12 protein-coding genes and 1 pseudogene are annotated in these 14,891 nt (G+C 74.6%); 6 read left to right on the forward strand and 7 right to left on the reverse strand.

The features are described 5' to 3' along the window. Positions 1-2: 2 nt before the first annotated feature. From UO65_RS07155 to UO65_RS38565, 5 genes are all read right to left on the reverse strand, one after another. Complete coding sequence (locus UO65_RS07155; protein WP_035279898.1) at positions 3-1,007, reverse strand: chemotaxis protein CheB; 1,005 nt, start codon at positions 1,005-1,007, stop codon at positions 3-5. 53 nt (positions 1,008-1,060) lie between these two features. Beyond that, a complete protein-coding gene (locus UO65_RS07160; RefSeq protein WP_035279899.1) occupies positions 1,061-2,197 on the reverse strand; it encodes an AI-2E family transporter in 1,137 nt (378 codons plus the stop codon). 103 nt (positions 2,198-2,300) lie between these two features. Further along, positions 2,301-4,544 (reverse strand): hypothetical protein, encoded by a 2,244-nt coding sequence (locus UO65_RS07165; protein ID WP_035279900.1) that lies wholly within the window; start codon positions 4,542-4,544, stop codon positions 2,301-2,303. Then, on the reverse strand, positions 4,541-5,506 hold the full coding sequence (locus UO65_RS07170) for a nucleoside hydrolase (protein ID WP_035279963.1): 966 nt from the start codon (positions 5,504-5,506) through the stop codon (positions 4,541-4,543). Before UO65_RS07170 ends, UO65_RS07165 begins: the two co-directional genes overlap by 4 nt. Then, complete coding sequence (locus tag UO65_RS38565) at positions 5,503-7,695, reverse strand: scabin-related ADP-ribosyltransferase (protein WP_035279901.1); 2,193 nt, start codon at positions 7,693-7,695, stop codon at positions 5,503-5,505. Before UO65_RS38565 ends, UO65_RS07170 begins: the two co-directional genes overlap by 4 nt. A 54-nt stretch (positions 7,696-7,749) precedes the next feature. On the opposite strand from UO65_RS38565, the gene UO65_RS35625 reads away from it, so the two are divergent. The 3 genes from UO65_RS35625 to UO65_RS36630 all read left to right on the forward strand — a co-directional run bounded on the left by UO65_RS35625 (position 7,750) and on the right by UO65_RS36630 (position 9,961). Continuing rightward, entirely contained in the window at positions 7,750-8,169 is a 420-nt protein-coding gene (locus UO65_RS35625; protein WP_035279902.1) for a hypothetical protein, read from the forward strand. 15 nt (positions 8,170-8,184) lie between these two features. Next, positions 8,185-8,565: a hypothetical protein gene (locus tag UO65_RS35630; RefSeq protein ID WP_035279903.1), complete on the forward strand. Its 381-nt coding sequence runs from the start codon at positions 8,185-8,187 to the stop codon at positions 8,563-8,565. Between the two features lie 829 nt (positions 8,566-9,394). Further along, on the forward strand, positions 9,395-9,961 hold the full coding sequence (locus UO65_RS36630; protein ID WP_161784436.1) for a hypothetical protein: 567 nt from the start codon (positions 9,395-9,397) through the stop codon (positions 9,959-9,961). Here UO65_RS36630 and UO65_RS36635 read toward each other — a convergent pair. Continuing rightward, on the reverse strand, positions 9,942-10,097 hold the full coding sequence (locus UO65_RS36635; RefSeq protein WP_161784437.1) for a hypothetical protein: 156 nt from the start codon (positions 10,095-10,097) through the stop codon (positions 9,942-9,944). The genes UO65_RS36630 and UO65_RS36635 overlap by 20 nt on opposite strands. Positions 10,098-10,238: 141 nt before the next feature. Here UO65_RS36635 and UO65_RS07195 point away from each other — a divergent pair, with 141 nt between their 5' ends. Beyond that, a complete protein-coding gene (locus tag UO65_RS07195) occupies positions 10,239-11,705 on the forward strand; it encodes a protein adenylyltransferase SelO (protein WP_035279905.1) in 1,467 nt (488 codons plus the stop codon). 283 nt (positions 11,706-11,988) lie between these two features. After that, positions 11,989-12,441, forward strand: coding sequence for a CAP family protein (locus tag UO65_RS07200; protein WP_052020853.1), 453 nt, complete (start codon positions 11,989-11,991; stop codon positions 12,439-12,441). A 91-nt stretch (positions 12,442-12,532) separates the two neighbouring features. On the opposite strand, the pseudogene UO65_RS34405 reads toward UO65_RS07200, so the two are convergent. Then, positions 12,533-13,449, reverse strand: a pseudogene (locus tag UO65_RS34405) (TauD/TfdA dioxygenase family protein). Between the two features lie 261 nt (positions 13,450-13,710). Between UO65_RS34405 and UO65_RS07215 the strand changes: the two are divergent. Then, complete coding sequence (locus tag UO65_RS07215) at positions 13,711-14,886, forward strand: ROK family transcriptional regulator (protein ID WP_035279965.1); 1,176 nt, start codon at positions 13,711-13,713, stop codon at positions 14,884-14,886. Positions 14,887-14,891: the final 5 nt, after the last annotated feature.

A 14,891-nucleotide genomic window follows, 5' to 3' on the forward strand; every position in this document is an offset into this window, starting at 1 on the left:
GCTCACCCCGAACCGTCGGCGACCTGCACACCCGCGCCGAGGTACTTGCGCAGGGTGTCCATGGCGTGCGCGGTCTCGGTGAGCTTGCCGCGGTAGCGCTCGGCCACACCGGTGCTCCCCCGCTGGTCGGCCCGCTCGGCCATCTTCCTGGTGAGGCTCGCCTTCTCCTCCAGCACGCGCAGGGCCACCCACAGCGCCCGCTCCCACTCCGACCCCTGGGCAGCCAGCAGCGCTTCCGCGGTCCAGGCGTGCCCCACCCGGCAGCGGTAGCGGCCGGTGTCGCCGATGTCGGCGAGGCTGCCCTGGCAGTCCGGGCAGGTGTAACCGGAGGCGGGCCCGAGCACGTAGGCGTCCGGGTCGGGATCGGGCTGGACGTCGGCGGCGATCGTGTTCTCCCGTTCCGTGATTCCGGGCGGCATCGCACCCGCGGCGCCCACCTGCTCCCCCACGACCTCGGCGAGCACGGCACCGAGGGCGGACGCGGGCGCGACGTGGTCGGCGCGCACGGTGCGCAGGGCGTTGTCCGGCATCCCCCGGTAGAGCGCGTCCTCGGGGTCCTGCACGAGGACCTTCCCACCGCGCGCCGAGATCGCCACCAGGCCCGCGACCCCGTCGTCGAGCGTGCCGGAGAGCTGGACCCCGATGACCCGCGGCCCCAGCGCGATGGCGGCGGAGCGGAACAGGACGTCGATCGCCGGGCGGTGCCCGCTCTCGGTCGGGCCGTGGGACAGGGCCAGGGCGTTGTCGAGCACCAGGGTGTGGTGGTCGGGTGGGGCGACGTGGATGGTGCCGGGGCGCAACGGCTCCCCGTGCCGCACGACCCGCGCGGGCAGGGGCCCCGAGCGGTTCAGGATGGCGGCCAGCGAACTCGTCCCGCCCGCGGGCATGTGCAGCACGACGACCAGTGCCGCGGGCAGGTCCGGTGGCAACCCCGCCACCAGCGCCCGGAGGGCCTCGACGCCGCCCGCGGACGCGCCCACCACCACTGTGTCCCGTGCCCGCGTCATCCGACCTCCTGGGAGGAGGCTACCCACCGGCCCACACCGGCCGACCACCGCCGTCAGGCCGGGTCGGTCTTCGCGACGGGCTCGGCGTCGGAGTCCACAGCGGTGCCCGGGTCCACAGCGGCCGGTTCCGGGTCGCTGAGGCGGTCGCGCACGTGGTTCCACACCACGGCGATCATGGCGGCGACCGGCACGGCCAGCAGGCTGCCGGTGATGCCCGCCAGGCTGCCGCCCAGGGTCACCGCCAGCAGCACCACCGCCGCGTGCAGCCCCAGGCTCTCGCTCTGGATGATCGGCTGGAAGACGTTGCCCTCCAACTGCTGCACCACGACGATGATGGCCAGCACGATCAGCGCGTCGGTCAACCCGTTGGACACCAGCGCGATCAGCACCGCGACCGCCCCGGCGAACAGCGCCCCGACGATCGGCACGAACGCCGAGACGAACGTCAGCACCGCCAGCGGCAGCACCAGCGGCACGCCCACGATCCACAGCCCGATCCCGATGAACACCGCGTCCAGCAGACCCACCAGGGCCTGCGACCGCACGAACGACCCCAGCGTGACCCAGCACCGCTCGGTCACCGCGGGCACGTGCGTGGCCAGGCGCCCGGGGAGCTGCCGGGTCAGCCACGGCAGGAACCGGGGCCCGTCCTTGAGGAAGAAGAACATCAGGAAGATCGCCAGCACGGCGTTGAGCAGCCCGCTCGCCACGGCACCCACCCCGGTGACGGTGGCGTTGGCGATGTCCCCGGCGCTGTCCTTGATCCGCGCGATCCCCGAGTCCAGGGCCGAGGAGACCTGCTCGTCGGCGATGTTCAGCGGTGGCCCGGCCGCCCACTCCCGCACGCGCTGGATGCCCGCCACCACGCCGTCGGACAGGTCACCGGCCTGCTGCACCACCGGCAGCACGATCAACGTGCCGATGCCCGCCGCGACCAGCAGGAACAGCACGGTGACGACCGAGGCGGCCAGCGCGGGGCGCCACCGGTGCCCGCGCAGGAACCGGGCGACGGGCCAGGTGAGGGTGGTGAGCAGGAGCGCGATCACCAGCGGCCAGACGACCGACCACATCCGCCCCACGACCCACAGCACCACCACGGTCACCGCCAGCAGCAGCAACACGTCCAGCGACACGCGCGCCGAGTTGCGCAGCACGGTCCGGGTCTTCTCGGCGTTCAACGTGGCGCGCATCGGGTCATCCTAAACAGCGTCGTGGGCGGGCTCGCCGCACCAGTCGATCTCTGCGGTTCGAGCCGGGGTTCCATGGCAGGCGCGCGCCGAAACACGGTGATGATCACGCATTGGCGACCAACTGGTCACCGACGAGGTCGATGCCCAGCGAGCCGCCCGGGTTGACCAGGACCGCCACTCCCGGGAGGACGGTCAGCAGGGAGCGCAACGACATCGGCCGCACCGCCGTGCCCTCCGGGACGTGGCGCGGCGCGGAGTAGGCGGGCAGGACCCTGGCCCCGGTGGGGGCGATCAGCACCGCGAGGTCGCCGTCGGGGGCCAGGCCGATCAGGAACTCGTGGTCCAGGGCGGCCCGCACCGCCGCCTCGTAGGGCAGCCACTCGGCGGCCACGAACGCCAGGACCTCCTCGAAGGCGTTCTCCGGGCGGGGCAGGCCGCGGCGGCGGGGGCTGGGGCGGTAGTCCTCGTTGACCCAGGTCTCGCCGGTGAAGGCGCCGTCGGGGCCGATCTTGTAGGCACCGAGCAGGGTGGGGACGGGGACGCCGTCGATGTGGCGGGGGTCGACGTCCGGGTCGGCGCAGTACAGCCAGCCGCCGGGGGTCCTGGTGGCCTCGGCGCGCATGGCCGGGGTGATCGGCGGCAGGCCCGGGTGGGCGGCGAGGCGGGTCGGGTCGGGCAGCAGGGTCGGGTCGAACGCCCGGTACGCGGTGGTGGCCAGGCACTCCACCAGGTGGCGGTCGGGCAGGTCGTCGAGCCAGTTCCCGGGGAAGGCCCGGATCCCGTGGCGGGCGCCGAGCAGGGCGCCGACGGTCATCCTGGTCAGGTCGTCGAGGGGCACCCCCAGCGCGTCGAACGGCCGGTGGCCCAGCTTGACCACGACGAGCAGCGCCCGCTCCCAGGGCGTGCCCAGGCCCGCGAGCTGTTCGGCCAGCGGGGTGTCCTGCTCGCGCATCGCCACGACGTGCCCGAACGCGCCCAACTCCCGCAGCACCGCGGTCAGCTCGCCGCGGTCGGGGCGCAGCAGGAGTTCGAAGACCGGGCTGACGTCGTCGACCCAGTAGCCGCCGAGCTGCGGCCGGGCGGCCGAGGCGACCGCGCCGAGCAGCCCGGTCGTCTCCTTGACCTGCGGTCCGCCGGGCGCCGACCAGCGGTCGAGCCACCCGGCGGGCCGCAGCGGGAGACCGGTGCCTGCCAGGTCCGGCGCCCACCCGGCGGCCTTGCGCACGAGCAGGTCGGTGGCGTGCAGCAGACCCGCGGTCAGGCCGCGGTTCGTGCCCGAGACGCGGTCGCCGAGGGCGAAACCGAGGTAGGCGCCGACCACGCTGTGCCAGCTGTGGTGGGCGGGGCCGGGTGGGGCGATGGCGGAGAAGGTGGGCTCGTCCCAGTACCGGCCGCCCTCGGCGTCCCAGAACGCCTGGGCGGCGGGCGGGCGGGGACCGCGGCGGCCGCCCTGCTTCCACGCCCGGACCTCGCGCAGCTCCTCCCACTGCCTGCCCCCCAGCTCGAACCCGGCGGACTGGGCCCGGTCGAGCGCGTCGGCCAGGTCCGGGGGGAAGCCCCGGTGCCCCGTCGGCGGCGGCACGGCGGGTCCGGGGTAGCGGTCGAGGACCCGGAGCAGCTGCTCCCTGACCATCCGCGATTCCGGGGTCATCCCGGGGCTGATCAGGATCTCGTCGACCGGCACGTCCGTCAGGATCTGGCGCGCGGTCTTCTCCAACCACGCGTGCGTCCCGGGCGGCAGGTACGCGGGCGAGGTGTGGGCGTCGAGGCGGGTGGATTCGTCGCTGCCCGCGTTCGCCAGCCGCCCGTCGGGCGTGAGCGGCAGGTAGAGCTGGACGTCGAGGAGGGCGGCGACCTCCTCGGCGGTGTTGAGCCAGCCACAGCGGTAGTAGCCGAACGCCTTGTCGGCGGGGGTGTACGGCAGCGGCTCACCGCGCCACGCCGGGCCGCGCACGTACTTCGGGTTGCGGCGGAACTGCTCGGGGTGGTCCTCGCGCTGCCACCCGAGGATCGCCCCGATCGGCACGTCCACGTGGGCGAAGGTCTCCGCGTCCCACTCCTGGTCGACGTAGACCCCGGCCGCGGTGGGCGCGGGCCAGGACTCGGGAACCCCCGTGGACCAGCCGTCGGGGGGGACGTGGCGGCGCAGCGGGCCGCCGTCGTCGGGCACCTCCACGGCAGGCAGGGGCACCAGCGCGTCGTCGGGGTCGGTGAGGTCGTAGGGCACGTACCAGTCGCCGCGGATGAGCTTGACGTGCTCGGTCAGCACCGCCAGCCGGTCGGCGCCGGCGCCGTGCTGCTCGCGAATCCACGCCTCGGCGCGGGTGATGGCCTCGGCGCGGTTCATCGGGTGTCCTCCCGGTCCAGTGCGGTTTCGAGACCGCGGGTGAGCCAGCGCAGGAACGCCGGGTGGTTCGCACCGCCGCTGACCCGCACCCGGTGGCCCGCGGGGTCGACGGTCATCCGGCCGATCCCGTCGAGCAGCACCCGCTCGTGGAACAGGTCGACGTACGGCAGTTGCAACGCGGCGGCCAAAGCCAGCGCGTCGTGCTGGATGGTGCCGGGGTGGAAGCGGGTGAACCACCGGTCCAGGTGCGCGGCCACCAGCCGGGCCCAGGCCGGGCCCGCGGCGAGCGCGCGGTGCAGGTCGGAGCCCTCGGTGATCTCGATCTCCGGGGTGAAGGTGGTGTCCGACAGCACGAGCTTGGGCAGCTCGGCGGTGCTGACCAGGGTCGCCGCCGCCGCCGGGTCGACCCGGAAGTTGTGCTCGGCGCGGGACGGGTCGCGGTAGTTGATCGCCCCGCCCATCTGCGTCACCACCAGCCGGGCGCGCAGGTCCGACCGGGTGGTGAGGACGCGGGCGAGGTTGCTGGCCGGTCCGATGCCCACCCACCGCACCGGCCCGTCGGTGCGCGCGCACACCTCGGCGACAGCCTCGACGACGTCCCCGCCCTGCGCGGGCACGTCGTCGGGGACCAGGCCCTCGACGCAGTTCATCCTGGTGTTGCCCAGGTCGGCTCCGGCGACCACCGGCACGTCCGCGCGGCCGAGCAGGTCCAGCAGGTGCCGGGCGAACCGGGCCCGCTCCCCACCCAGTTCGTCCACTGTGGTCACCAGGGCGAGGGTCGGCTCGGCGGCGGCGAGGACCAGCGCCACGGCGTCGTCCGGGTCCCCGCCCGCGTCGGTGTCCACGACGAGCGGGGCGCCCACCTCCGAGGGCGGGAACGGTTGCCCGGCAACGGTTTGCGGCAGGCCGAACCGCGCCAGGTCGACCAGCGCCCGCCGCTCCCGGTTCAGTTCCCCGCTCACGACCGGCCCACCCCCGTCCGCGCGGCGCACTCGGTGCGCTCCCGGACCGGGGGCAGCGCGTCGAACTCCGCCCACACCCGGCGGCGGGCCTCCGGGTCGAGGTCGCGGGTCCGCTCCTCGACGTCCTCCACCGCGCCCTCGTCACCCCGGCGCACCAGGGAGTCCACCACCTCGCGGAAGCGCGGGTCCGGGTCGTCCCCGGCCACCCACGACCGCACCTGGTCGCGCCCGCGCTCGGCCCGGGCCGCCAACGCCGCCCGCCACGGCCCGCCCCCGGCCCGCCGCGCGGCGGCCTCCTCGGCCACGTCGACCACCGCGCGCGACAGTACGACCTCGGTGGCGTGCCGGTCGAAGCACCCCGGGTTCGGGGCGCGGGTGGCCAGGGCCGGGCTGTGCCCGTCGCGCCCGGGGAACACCACCCGGTGCCCGGGGTCCGCCGCCACCTTGGCCACCAGGTCGTCGTGCGTCCGCGCGGCCACGTCCACCACGGTGTACCCCCGGGCCACGTCGTGGGTGTCGGCCAGGGCCCGCCGCAGCGGGTCGGTGCTGCCCGACTCGGCGTCCACCTCGTCCACGGCCTGGTCGCGCCGCTCCCCCGGCGACCGCCCGTACCCGCCGTCGTCGGGGACGTCGGCGTGCGCGGTGTCATCGGTGTGGTCGGCGGAGAGCAGGCGCACCTCGGTGGCGCCCGCGGGCAACTCGGCCAGGCGGCCGGTCTGCGGATCGGCGAAGGCCACCCCGCCCGGGGTGTGCACGACCCGCACCACGTGCCCGATCGCGTGCCCGTCGGCGTCGGTGTACCGGAACGCCACCGCCCCGCGCGCCCCCTCGGGCGTCCGCGCCACCGCGGAGGCGACCGCGTCGAAGTCCCGGTGGCTGGTCCACACCCCGCCGAGTGCCTCCCGCACCCGCGACAACCGGCCGTCGGTGGCGACGTCCTCGGGTCGGGTGGGGGCGGCCTGGGCGGGTTCACCGTGGTGGCGCCGCTCGTCGGCGAGCATCGCCTCGACGCAGTTCGTGCGGTGGCCGTCGGCGGCGCCGCTGTCGGCGTGGTGGGGGTTGATGTCGCCGTAACCGGGGAAGTGCTCGTCGAGGAAGGCCTGCCGGGACTGCTCGTCGCCGACGCCGCTGTGCACGGCGGGTTCGGTCAGCGGGGGGCCGGGGCGCGCCAGGCCCTCGGGTTCTCCGGGTCCTTCGAGACCGTCGAGGGCGGCGCTGATGGAGCGTGCCGGGGTTGGCGGGGGCTCGGCGGGGTCCTGGTGGGCGGTTGTGTCGGCGCTTGTGTCGGCGCTGTCGGGCTGACGGGAGCCGTCGGTGGGCTGGTTGTCGGTGTGCTGGTCGCCGGTGGGCTCGCCGTCGGGGTCGAGCAGGGAGGGGTCGAAGCGACCGCCGATCGGGGTGTGGTCGCGTTCCGAGGCGCCCGGGTCCGGGGTGGGGTCGGCGGCGGGTGCGGGGTCGGCGGGCGCGTCCGGGTCGCGCCCCTCGGCGATGGCCCGTTCCCGCTCCTGCCGCTCCAACACGTGCTTGGGCGGGGCGACGGGCGGTGGGACGTGCCCCTGGTCGGGCTGTTCCAAGCCCTTGGGATGCGCCGGGGCATCTTCCCGGGCACCGCCGGTGTAGTGCGGATTGGGTTCGAACTCACCGAGGTAGACGTTGCCCCGGGCGTCGGCGAAGGTCTTGTGCCAACCCTCGACGTGGCTGAAGTGGATGCCACCGGGGAAGAGGACCTCCCCCTCCCTGTACTGCGTGCCGCTCTGGTCCCCCGCCCTGGCCTGGGTCTCCTCGGTGAGGGTGCCGCCGGGCGCCTTGACCCGGTAGACGTACCCCTCGGACTTCGCCCCGAAGCGCGCCGCGATGTCCACCGACTTCGAGGTGCTGACGTAGGCGTTGGTGGTGCCGAGGACGTGCTTCTTGATGTCGACGACCCCGTCCGGGTTCTTCAACCCGAACCCCTGCTCCCTCGCGATCTCCGACGGCGGCCGCGAGTCACCTCGGTAGAGCACATTCCCGTCGTCGGCCCAGTCGTCGACCTTCCTCTTGACCTGCTCCCAGCCGGAGGTGTCCGGCCCGATCGCCTCCAGTTGCACCCGGGGGTGCTCCCCCGGCCCCGGGGGGTCGTACCCGCTGAGGTCGTGGTCGCGCGGGGCGTGGTCGACCGGCACCGGCTCGGAGTAGTTCAGGTGCGGCACCAACTCCTTCCGCGCCGGGTAGGGCGGACCGGCCGCCTGCGGTGCGGGACCGGTATGCGCCTGACCTTGGTCGTCGCGGTGCGCGGGCCGGTCCGACGCGGTGCCGGGATCGGCGGGGCGACCGTTGTCGGGGTACTGGTTGGGATCGGCGGGACGCGGAAGCTGCTCCGCCTGCACACCGTGGTCCCGGTGCACCTGCTCGGCCGGGCGCTGGTGCTGACCGGTGGGCGCTTCGGGTCCGGCCGGGCGCCTGCGCCGGGCGTGCTGATCCGGCTCCAGGAAACGCCCCGGAGGGGGCTGCCTGCGGTCGGGCGGCTGCGGCGGACGGGGGTGCGCGTGGCCGGGCTGCGTCTGATCAACCGGGCGCTGGGGGTGCGGGCCGTGCTGACCCAGCTCCGGGAAGCGGCCCGAAGGAGGCTGCCGCCGATCAGGCGACTGCGGCTGCACCTGATCGGCCGGGCGCTGGGAGCGTAGGTCGGGGCGCGGGGCGTGCTGATCCGGCTCGGGGAAGCGGCCCGCAGGTGGCTGCTGCCGATCGAGCGGCTGCGGCGGACGGGGGTGCGACTGGCCGGGATGCGCTTGGTCGACCGGGCGCTGCGACCCCGGTGGCATCGGGGTGGGGGCGTGCTGCGAGGGGTTCGTCAGACCGGAGGCCGGTGGCGCGGGGCGCGTCGGGGCGGGCTCCTGTCCGCCCCGGTGGGGCAGCGGACCGGGGTGCTGGGCACCCTGCGGGTTCGTGGGCAAGCCGACCGGTGGCACGACTTGCCCGCCGTGCTGCGGGACCGGTGGCCGGAGCTGGTGGGGGCGAGCCTGGTTCGGGTTCTGCCCACCGGCCTGTCCCGGCGGGGGGAGCGGGTGCTGACCGGATGAGCGGTCCGGCGACCAGGCTGCCGCCTGGGGCGGACGAGGCGGAACGGGCGGTCGAGTGTCCTGCTGCCCCGGTCCGCCCTGCGGGCGTCCGTGTGGGGCGGGGGGCGGCACCGGACCACCCGCGCGCGGGGGTGCGGTGTTCGGATCACCGTTGCGGGCGCCCCCGCCCTGGTGACCGGGCGCGCGTGGAACGGGCGGCTGGGGCGCGTACCCGTTCTGGTTAGCCGGGCGGGCGGGTCCACCCTGCGCGGGCGGACCGGTGCGACGGTCGCCCGCACCACCAGCACCCGAGGTGCCGCCGGGAGCCGGGTTCCCACCACCCGGCCCGGGGCCTGCCGGACCCCGGGTACCCGGGCGAGCGGGCCTGTTCCCCTGCGGATCGGCACCACGGTTGCCCGACTCGCCTGCGGGAACATGTCCGCCACGGCTGTCCGCACCGGGTGCGGCCGTGCCGGGTGCGGCAGGCCCGCCGCCCGGAGTCCCCCCGGCCGGGGTCTGGCCGGAACGGGCCTGAGTGGGGGTGGTGGCGCGATCCGGAGAGCGGGAGGCCGCATCAGCCACCGCCGACCCCTGACCAGAACGGGCCGAAGCAGCCGAAGCACGCTCCGGCGGCCGGGAGCCCGGACCAGCCACCGGCGACCCCTGACCGGGGCGGACCGAAGCAGCGGCGGCACGATCCGGCGGCCGGGAGCCCGTGCCGTTCAGGGGTGGTGCCTGACCGGGACGGCCGGGCGGCGGGGTGGGGGCGGCCGGGGAGCGGGAGCCCTGGGTCGGGGTGGTGGGGGTGGGATGGGCGGAAGCGCGTTGGGCGGTCGGGGCCGTTGCGGGGGTGGCGGAACCCGTGGGGGCGTTGGTCTTCGCCGGGGCGTTCGCGCCTGCCGTGCCTCCCGTGGTGGGGCGGGCGGCGGTGCCGGTGGCGGTGGTGGGGGCCTTGGTCTCGCGGGCGAGGCGGTCCATGGTGCTCGCGGCGGACTGGTCGGTGGCGCGGGCGGTCTGGGCGCTGGAGCGGGCGTTGGTGCCCGCCTTCTCGGCGGCGTTGGCGGCGCCCTCGACGCTGGTGCGGGCGCGGGCCACGGCCCGGTCCGCCGCGCCCATCGCGACCTGGCCGAAGACGCCCGCGCTGGCGGCGCCTGCGCCTGCGGGGATCTTGCCGCCCACGGCGCCGCGCACCTGGCCCGCTCGGCCGACCATGCGGCCGCCGAGGGACTCGACGCTGTCCGGGTTCATGCCGGTGGTGCCGGGGCCGCCGATCCCTCCCGGGCCCGGGGTGGGCCTGCCGGAGGTGGACGAGCCGCCGGGTGGGCCGCCGGTGTGGTGGGTGGAGCTGTGGTGGGTGGAGCTGCTGTCCGAGCCGGTGCCCCTGTTGCGGCCGGGCATCAGCGGGGCGGGTGGGTGACGTGGCCGGGGGTGGGTTCGGCTTCTCGCGGGGACGTCCACGCCGTGGTGTGGACCACATTCGCGCTCGACACCTCGCGCTCGGCGTCGGTCACCCACTTCTCGACGTCGCGCAGCCACATGTCGGACGTGTTCACGTTGAACCGATCCTCCCCCCGGAAGCCCCGGCGGGGAGCTTACAGCGGGGGTCCGGGGCGCTGGTGCGGCGTACCGGAGTGGACTGTCGGCCGCCGCCGCGTCGTCTGCCCCCGGGGCGGGCACCGCGTACCGTTGGGCGGGTGACCACCGCACCGCTGTCGACCGTGACCCTGGGCGACGAGTTCGCCCGCACGCTTCCGGAGATGGCCCTGCCCTGGCAGGCGGACGTGGCGGCCGCACCGGAACTGCTCGTGCTCAACGAGGCCCTGGCCGCCGAGTTCGGCCTCGACCCCGGGTGGCTGCGCGGGCCAGAGGGGGTGCGGCTGCTCGTCGGGAACCTGGTGCCCGAGGGGGCCGCGCCGGTGGCGCAGGCCTACGCCGGGCACCAGTTCGGGGGCTACTCCCCCCGGCTCGGCGACGGGCGGGCGCTGCTGCTCGGCGAACTCGTCCACGCCGACGGGTTGCCGCGCGACCTGCACCTCAAGGGGTCCGGGCGGACACCGTTCTCCCGGGGCGGGGACGGGTTGGCGGCGGTCGGGCCGATGTTGCGCGAGTACGTCGTCAGCGAGGCGATGCACGCCCTCGGGATTCCCACGACCCGGTCGCTGGCCGTGGTGGCGACCGGGACGCCGGTGCACCGGGAGGGCCCGCTGCCGGGGGCCGTGCTGGCGCGGGTGGCGAGCAGCCACCTGCGGGTGGGCAGCTTCCAGTACGCCGCCGCCACCGGGGACGTGGACCTGCTGCGCAGGCTCGCCGACCACGCCATCGCCCGCCACCACCCCGACGCCGGGGCGGCCGAGCGGCGGCACCTGGCGCTGTTCGAGGCGGTGGTGGCCGACCAGGCGGCGCTGGTGGCGCGGTGGATGCTGGTGGGCTTCGTGCACGGGGTGATGAACACCGACAACATGACGATCTCCGGTGAGACCATCGACTACGGGCCGTGCGCGTTCATGGAGGCCTTCGACCCGGCCACCGTCTACAGCTCCATCGACCACCAGGGCCGCTACGCCTACGGCAACCAGCCCGCCATGGCGGAGTGGAACCTGGCCCGGCTCGCCGAGGCCATGCTGCCCCTGTTCGCCGACGACCAGGAGCGGGCCGTCGAACTGGCGGTGCAGGCGCTCGGGGAGTTCCGCAGGCAGTACAACGACGCCTGGACGGCCGGTATGCGGGCCAAGCTGGGCCTGCCCGACAGCCTCGACCCGGCGGAAACCGCGCCGCTGGTCGACGACCTGCTGGTCCTGCTGCGGGACAACCACGTCGACCACACCTCGTTCCACCGCCGCCTCGCCGCCGCCGCTCGCGGGGACGCCGAGCCCGCGCGCGGGCTGGTCCTCGACCTCGCGGGGATCGACGGCTGGCTGGACCGCTGGCGCGCGTTGGAGCCGGACGCGGAGGCGATGGACCGGGTCAACCCCGTCTACGTCCCCCGCAACCACCTCGTCGAGGAAGCGCTGGCCGCCGCGACGGGTGGTGACCTGGAACCGTTCCGGCGGCTGCTGGACGCGGTGGGCGCTCCCTTCGACGAGCGGCCCGGCCTCGACCGCTACGCCGAACCGGCACCGCGGGACTTCGGTTCGACCTACCAGACCTTCTGCGGGACCTGAGCCCCCGGTTGCCTCCGGGGCACCGCTTCCAAACGTCCTCAATGGAGTGGTTTGCCCAGGTCAGCCTCCACACGATGGGGTGACTCCCCCGGCGGGTGCCGAGCTGCCGACGCACCATCGGATTGTTGTCGCAGTTCGCAATTCGGTCGGGGAACGACAGGAGGCTGTCATGAGGCGTGCACGTGCTTTGCTGACCGGGGTTTCGGTGTGCCTGGCGTTGACGGTGGTGACGGATGCCGCCCAGGCAACCGGTGCGCCGCAGGCGGAAGACCGGGGAAGCGCAATGGCGAAAGACGCGTTCAGCGATGAGGTCGTCGCCGCGCACAACGCGGCCAGGGCTCGCCACGGCGCCCCTCCGGTGTCGTGGGACCCCTCCATGACCGCCGCGACGCAGCAGTACGCGAACGCGTGCCGGTTCAAGCACTCCAACAGCCAGGGCAAGTACGGGGAGAACCTCTACGCCAGCTCCGACCCCAAGGCGGGCATCAGGGAGGCGGTGGACTCCTGGATGGCCGAGGCGTCGAAGTACAACTACAACAGCCCCGGGTTCTCGGCCGCCACGGGGCACTTCACCCAGTTGGTGTGGAAGTCGAGCACCAAGGTGAGCGCGGTCGTCGTCCAGTGCGGGGCGGGCACGATCATGCAGCAGGCGAGCAGGTTCGTCGTGGTCCGCTACACGCCCGCGGGCAACTACCCGGGCCAGTTCCCGCAGAACGTGGGCCGTCCCGTCAAGTGAAGCGCTGACGGGTCGCGAGCCCGTTGTCGGTCCACTTCGGATCAGTCCTCTGCGGACGGTTCGAGCGGACCGACAACGGGCTCTCGCGCGCTCAGAGGTTGGAGAAGTGCGAGGCGTCACCCGTGCGCGGGGTGCTGCGGGTGCCGTCGACGCTGATCGGGACGTCGCCCGCGAGGTGATGCGGTGCAGGCGGCGCGGGTGGTCGTCGTAGTCGGCGATGGCGTAATGCTGGGTGGCGCGGTTGTCCCAGATGGCCACGTCGCCTTCCCGCCACTGCCAGCGGACCGTGTTCTCCAGGCGGGTGACGCGGGCCTGGAGCAACTGGAACAGGGCGGCCGACTCGGTGGAGGACAGACCGATGAACCGCTTGACGAAGTGGCCGAGGACGAGCGCGCGCTCCCCGGTCTCCGGGTGCACGCGGACCACGGGGTGCTCGGTCTCGAACAGCTCGGAGACGAACTCGGCGCGGTACTCCTTGGACTTGGTGTCCACACCGCCGATGCGGGTCTCGTCGATGTTGGCCGCGTAGTCGTAGGCGTTGGTGTGCACCGCCCACAGGCCGTCCACGAGCGCCTTGAGCGACGGCGGCAGGGTTTCGTACGCGGCGGCGGTGTTGGCCCACGTGGTGTCGCCGCCGTGCGGCGGCAGGTGCAGGGCGCGCAGGATGCTGACCGACGGGATGCGGTCGACGAAGGTCACGTCGGTGTGCCAGCTATTGGCCTTGCCGTGCTCGGAGTCGATCGGCAGCACGTTCGCGTTGCGCACGCCCTTGACCGTGGGGTGCGCCAGCGTCGGTTCGCCCAGCAGCGCGGCGAACGCGAGCTGGCCCTCGTCGTCGAGGTGGTGCTGGTCGCGGAAGAAGATGACCTTGTTGGCCAGCAGGGCCTGCCGCACCTCGGCGACGGTCGCCGCGTCGAGGTCGCCGCCGAGGCGCACGCCGTCGACCCGGGCGCCGATGACACCGCCCAGCTTGGTCGCGGTCACCGCGTTCTGCGTTTGCAGGGTCACTGGAACCCCTTTCACGGGTTTGGTGGGATGAGCTGACCGTACGAACGCGCCGTCGCACCGGACAAGGCTTCTTGCCGCACTGAAAATAAGTACGGGCCGGGATTCCACATTGCGGGCAGCGTTGACTTCCGGGGCGGTCGAACAGAGCCTTCCTGCTTGTCCGGGTGCCGCAGTCGCCGCCCGGTGACCCACCCGACCGCGTGTGCGGCGGTTCGCCTCCCCCGTGAACGGAAGGGAGGCCGCTGCCCGCCCGCAGAGACGATCGAGGCCGTCCTGTCCAGAAATGCCACCGCCGCGGGCGTGCTCGCCGTGATCCGCCGCGCCGGTCCCCTCTCGCGCGCCGCCATCGGCGAGCGCACGGGCCTGAGCCTGCCCACGGTGAGCCGCAGCGTGTCCGCGCTGATCGGCGTCGGCCTGGTGCGCGAGCACCCCGAACTGGTCCCGGTGGGCAGCATCGGCAGGCCGAGGGTGCCGCTGCACCTCGACGACGGGGTGTTCGCCGTCGGCGGTGTCCACATCGGAGTGAGCACCACCACCTACGGCCTGGCGGACCTGCGCGGCGCGATCATCGCCTCGCAGGAGCTGCCGACCCCGTCCGGTGACGCCGAGGACGCCCTCGCGCACATCGCCGGGAAGCTGCGGGCGTTCCTGCGCCGCTTCCCGCGCCGGGTGGTGCTCGGGGTCGGGTTGGCCAGCGGTGGCCAGGTGGACACCGAGCGCGGTCTGCTCGACCACGAGCGGCTGGGCTGGCGGTCGGTGCCCGCGGCGGAGGCGCTGCGCCGCGCCACCGGGCTGCCGGTGCTGCTGGAGGGCCACGTGGCCGCGATGGCCAGCGCGGAGCTGGTGTTCGGCCGCGGCGCGAGCGCGCCGAGCCTGCTGTACTTCTACGCCCGCGAGGTCGTCGGCATCGCCCTGGTGGTCGAGGGCAGGCTGCACCGCGGCCCGTGGGGTGGCAGCACGATCGCGCACCTGCCGGTGGGCGGGTCGGCCGAGTGCCCGTGCGGCGCGCTGGGCTGCCTGGAGGCCGAGGTGTGCGACCGCACCGTGGCCGAGCGGGCCGCGGCGGCGGGGGTGGTCGACGAGGCCGACATCCGGCTGGTGCGCGCCGCTGCGGCCGGGGGCGACAGCCGGGCCGTGGGGCTGCTCACCGACCGCGCGCACACCATCGGCCGCGCCGCGGCCATCCTGCGCGACGTGCTCAACCCGCACGCGGTGGTGCTCGGTGGCCAGGCCGTCACCGAGGACCCCGACCGGCTGCCCGACCTGCTGCGCAGCTTCCGCGACACCACCACCCTGCCCGGCCCGGCCGACCTGGTGTCGGTCACCCCGTTCGGCCCTGCGGTGCAGGCGGTCGCCGCCTGCACCGGGCTGCTCACCCGAGTCTTCGAGAACCCCTTCGACTTCGTCCGCCCCACCCGGAAGGCACCGACCCCGTGAACTCC

The organism is Actinokineospora spheciospongiae (genome assembly GCF_000564855.1).
GTDB classification, from domain to species: Bacteria; Actinomycetota; Actinomycetes; order Mycobacteriales; family Pseudonocardiaceae; genus Actinokineospora; species Actinokineospora spheciospongiae.

Excerpts from the sequence above, each read along its gene's own strand:
- UO65_RS07155 (WP_035279898.1), bottom strand. The coding sequence starts at position 1,007 with ATGACGCGGGCACGGGACACAGTGGTGGTGGGCGCGTCCGCGGGCGGC.
- UO65_RS07160 (WP_035279899.1), bottom strand. The coding sequence starts at position 2,197 with ATGCGCGCCACGTTGAACGCCGAGAAGACCCGGACCGTGCTGCGCAAC.
- UO65_RS07165 (WP_035279900.1), bottom strand. The coding sequence starts at position 4,544 with ATGAACCGCGCCGAGGCCATCACCCGCGCCGAGGCGTGGATTCGCGAG.
- UO65_RS35625 (WP_035279902.1), top strand. The coding sequence starts at position 7,750 with ATGCGCCTGACCTTGGTCGTCGCGGTGCGCGGGCCGGTCCGACGCGGT.
- UO65_RS07200 (WP_052020853.1), top strand. The coding sequence starts at position 11,989 with ATGGCGAAAGACGCGTTCAGCGATGAGGTCGTCGCCGCGCACAACGCG.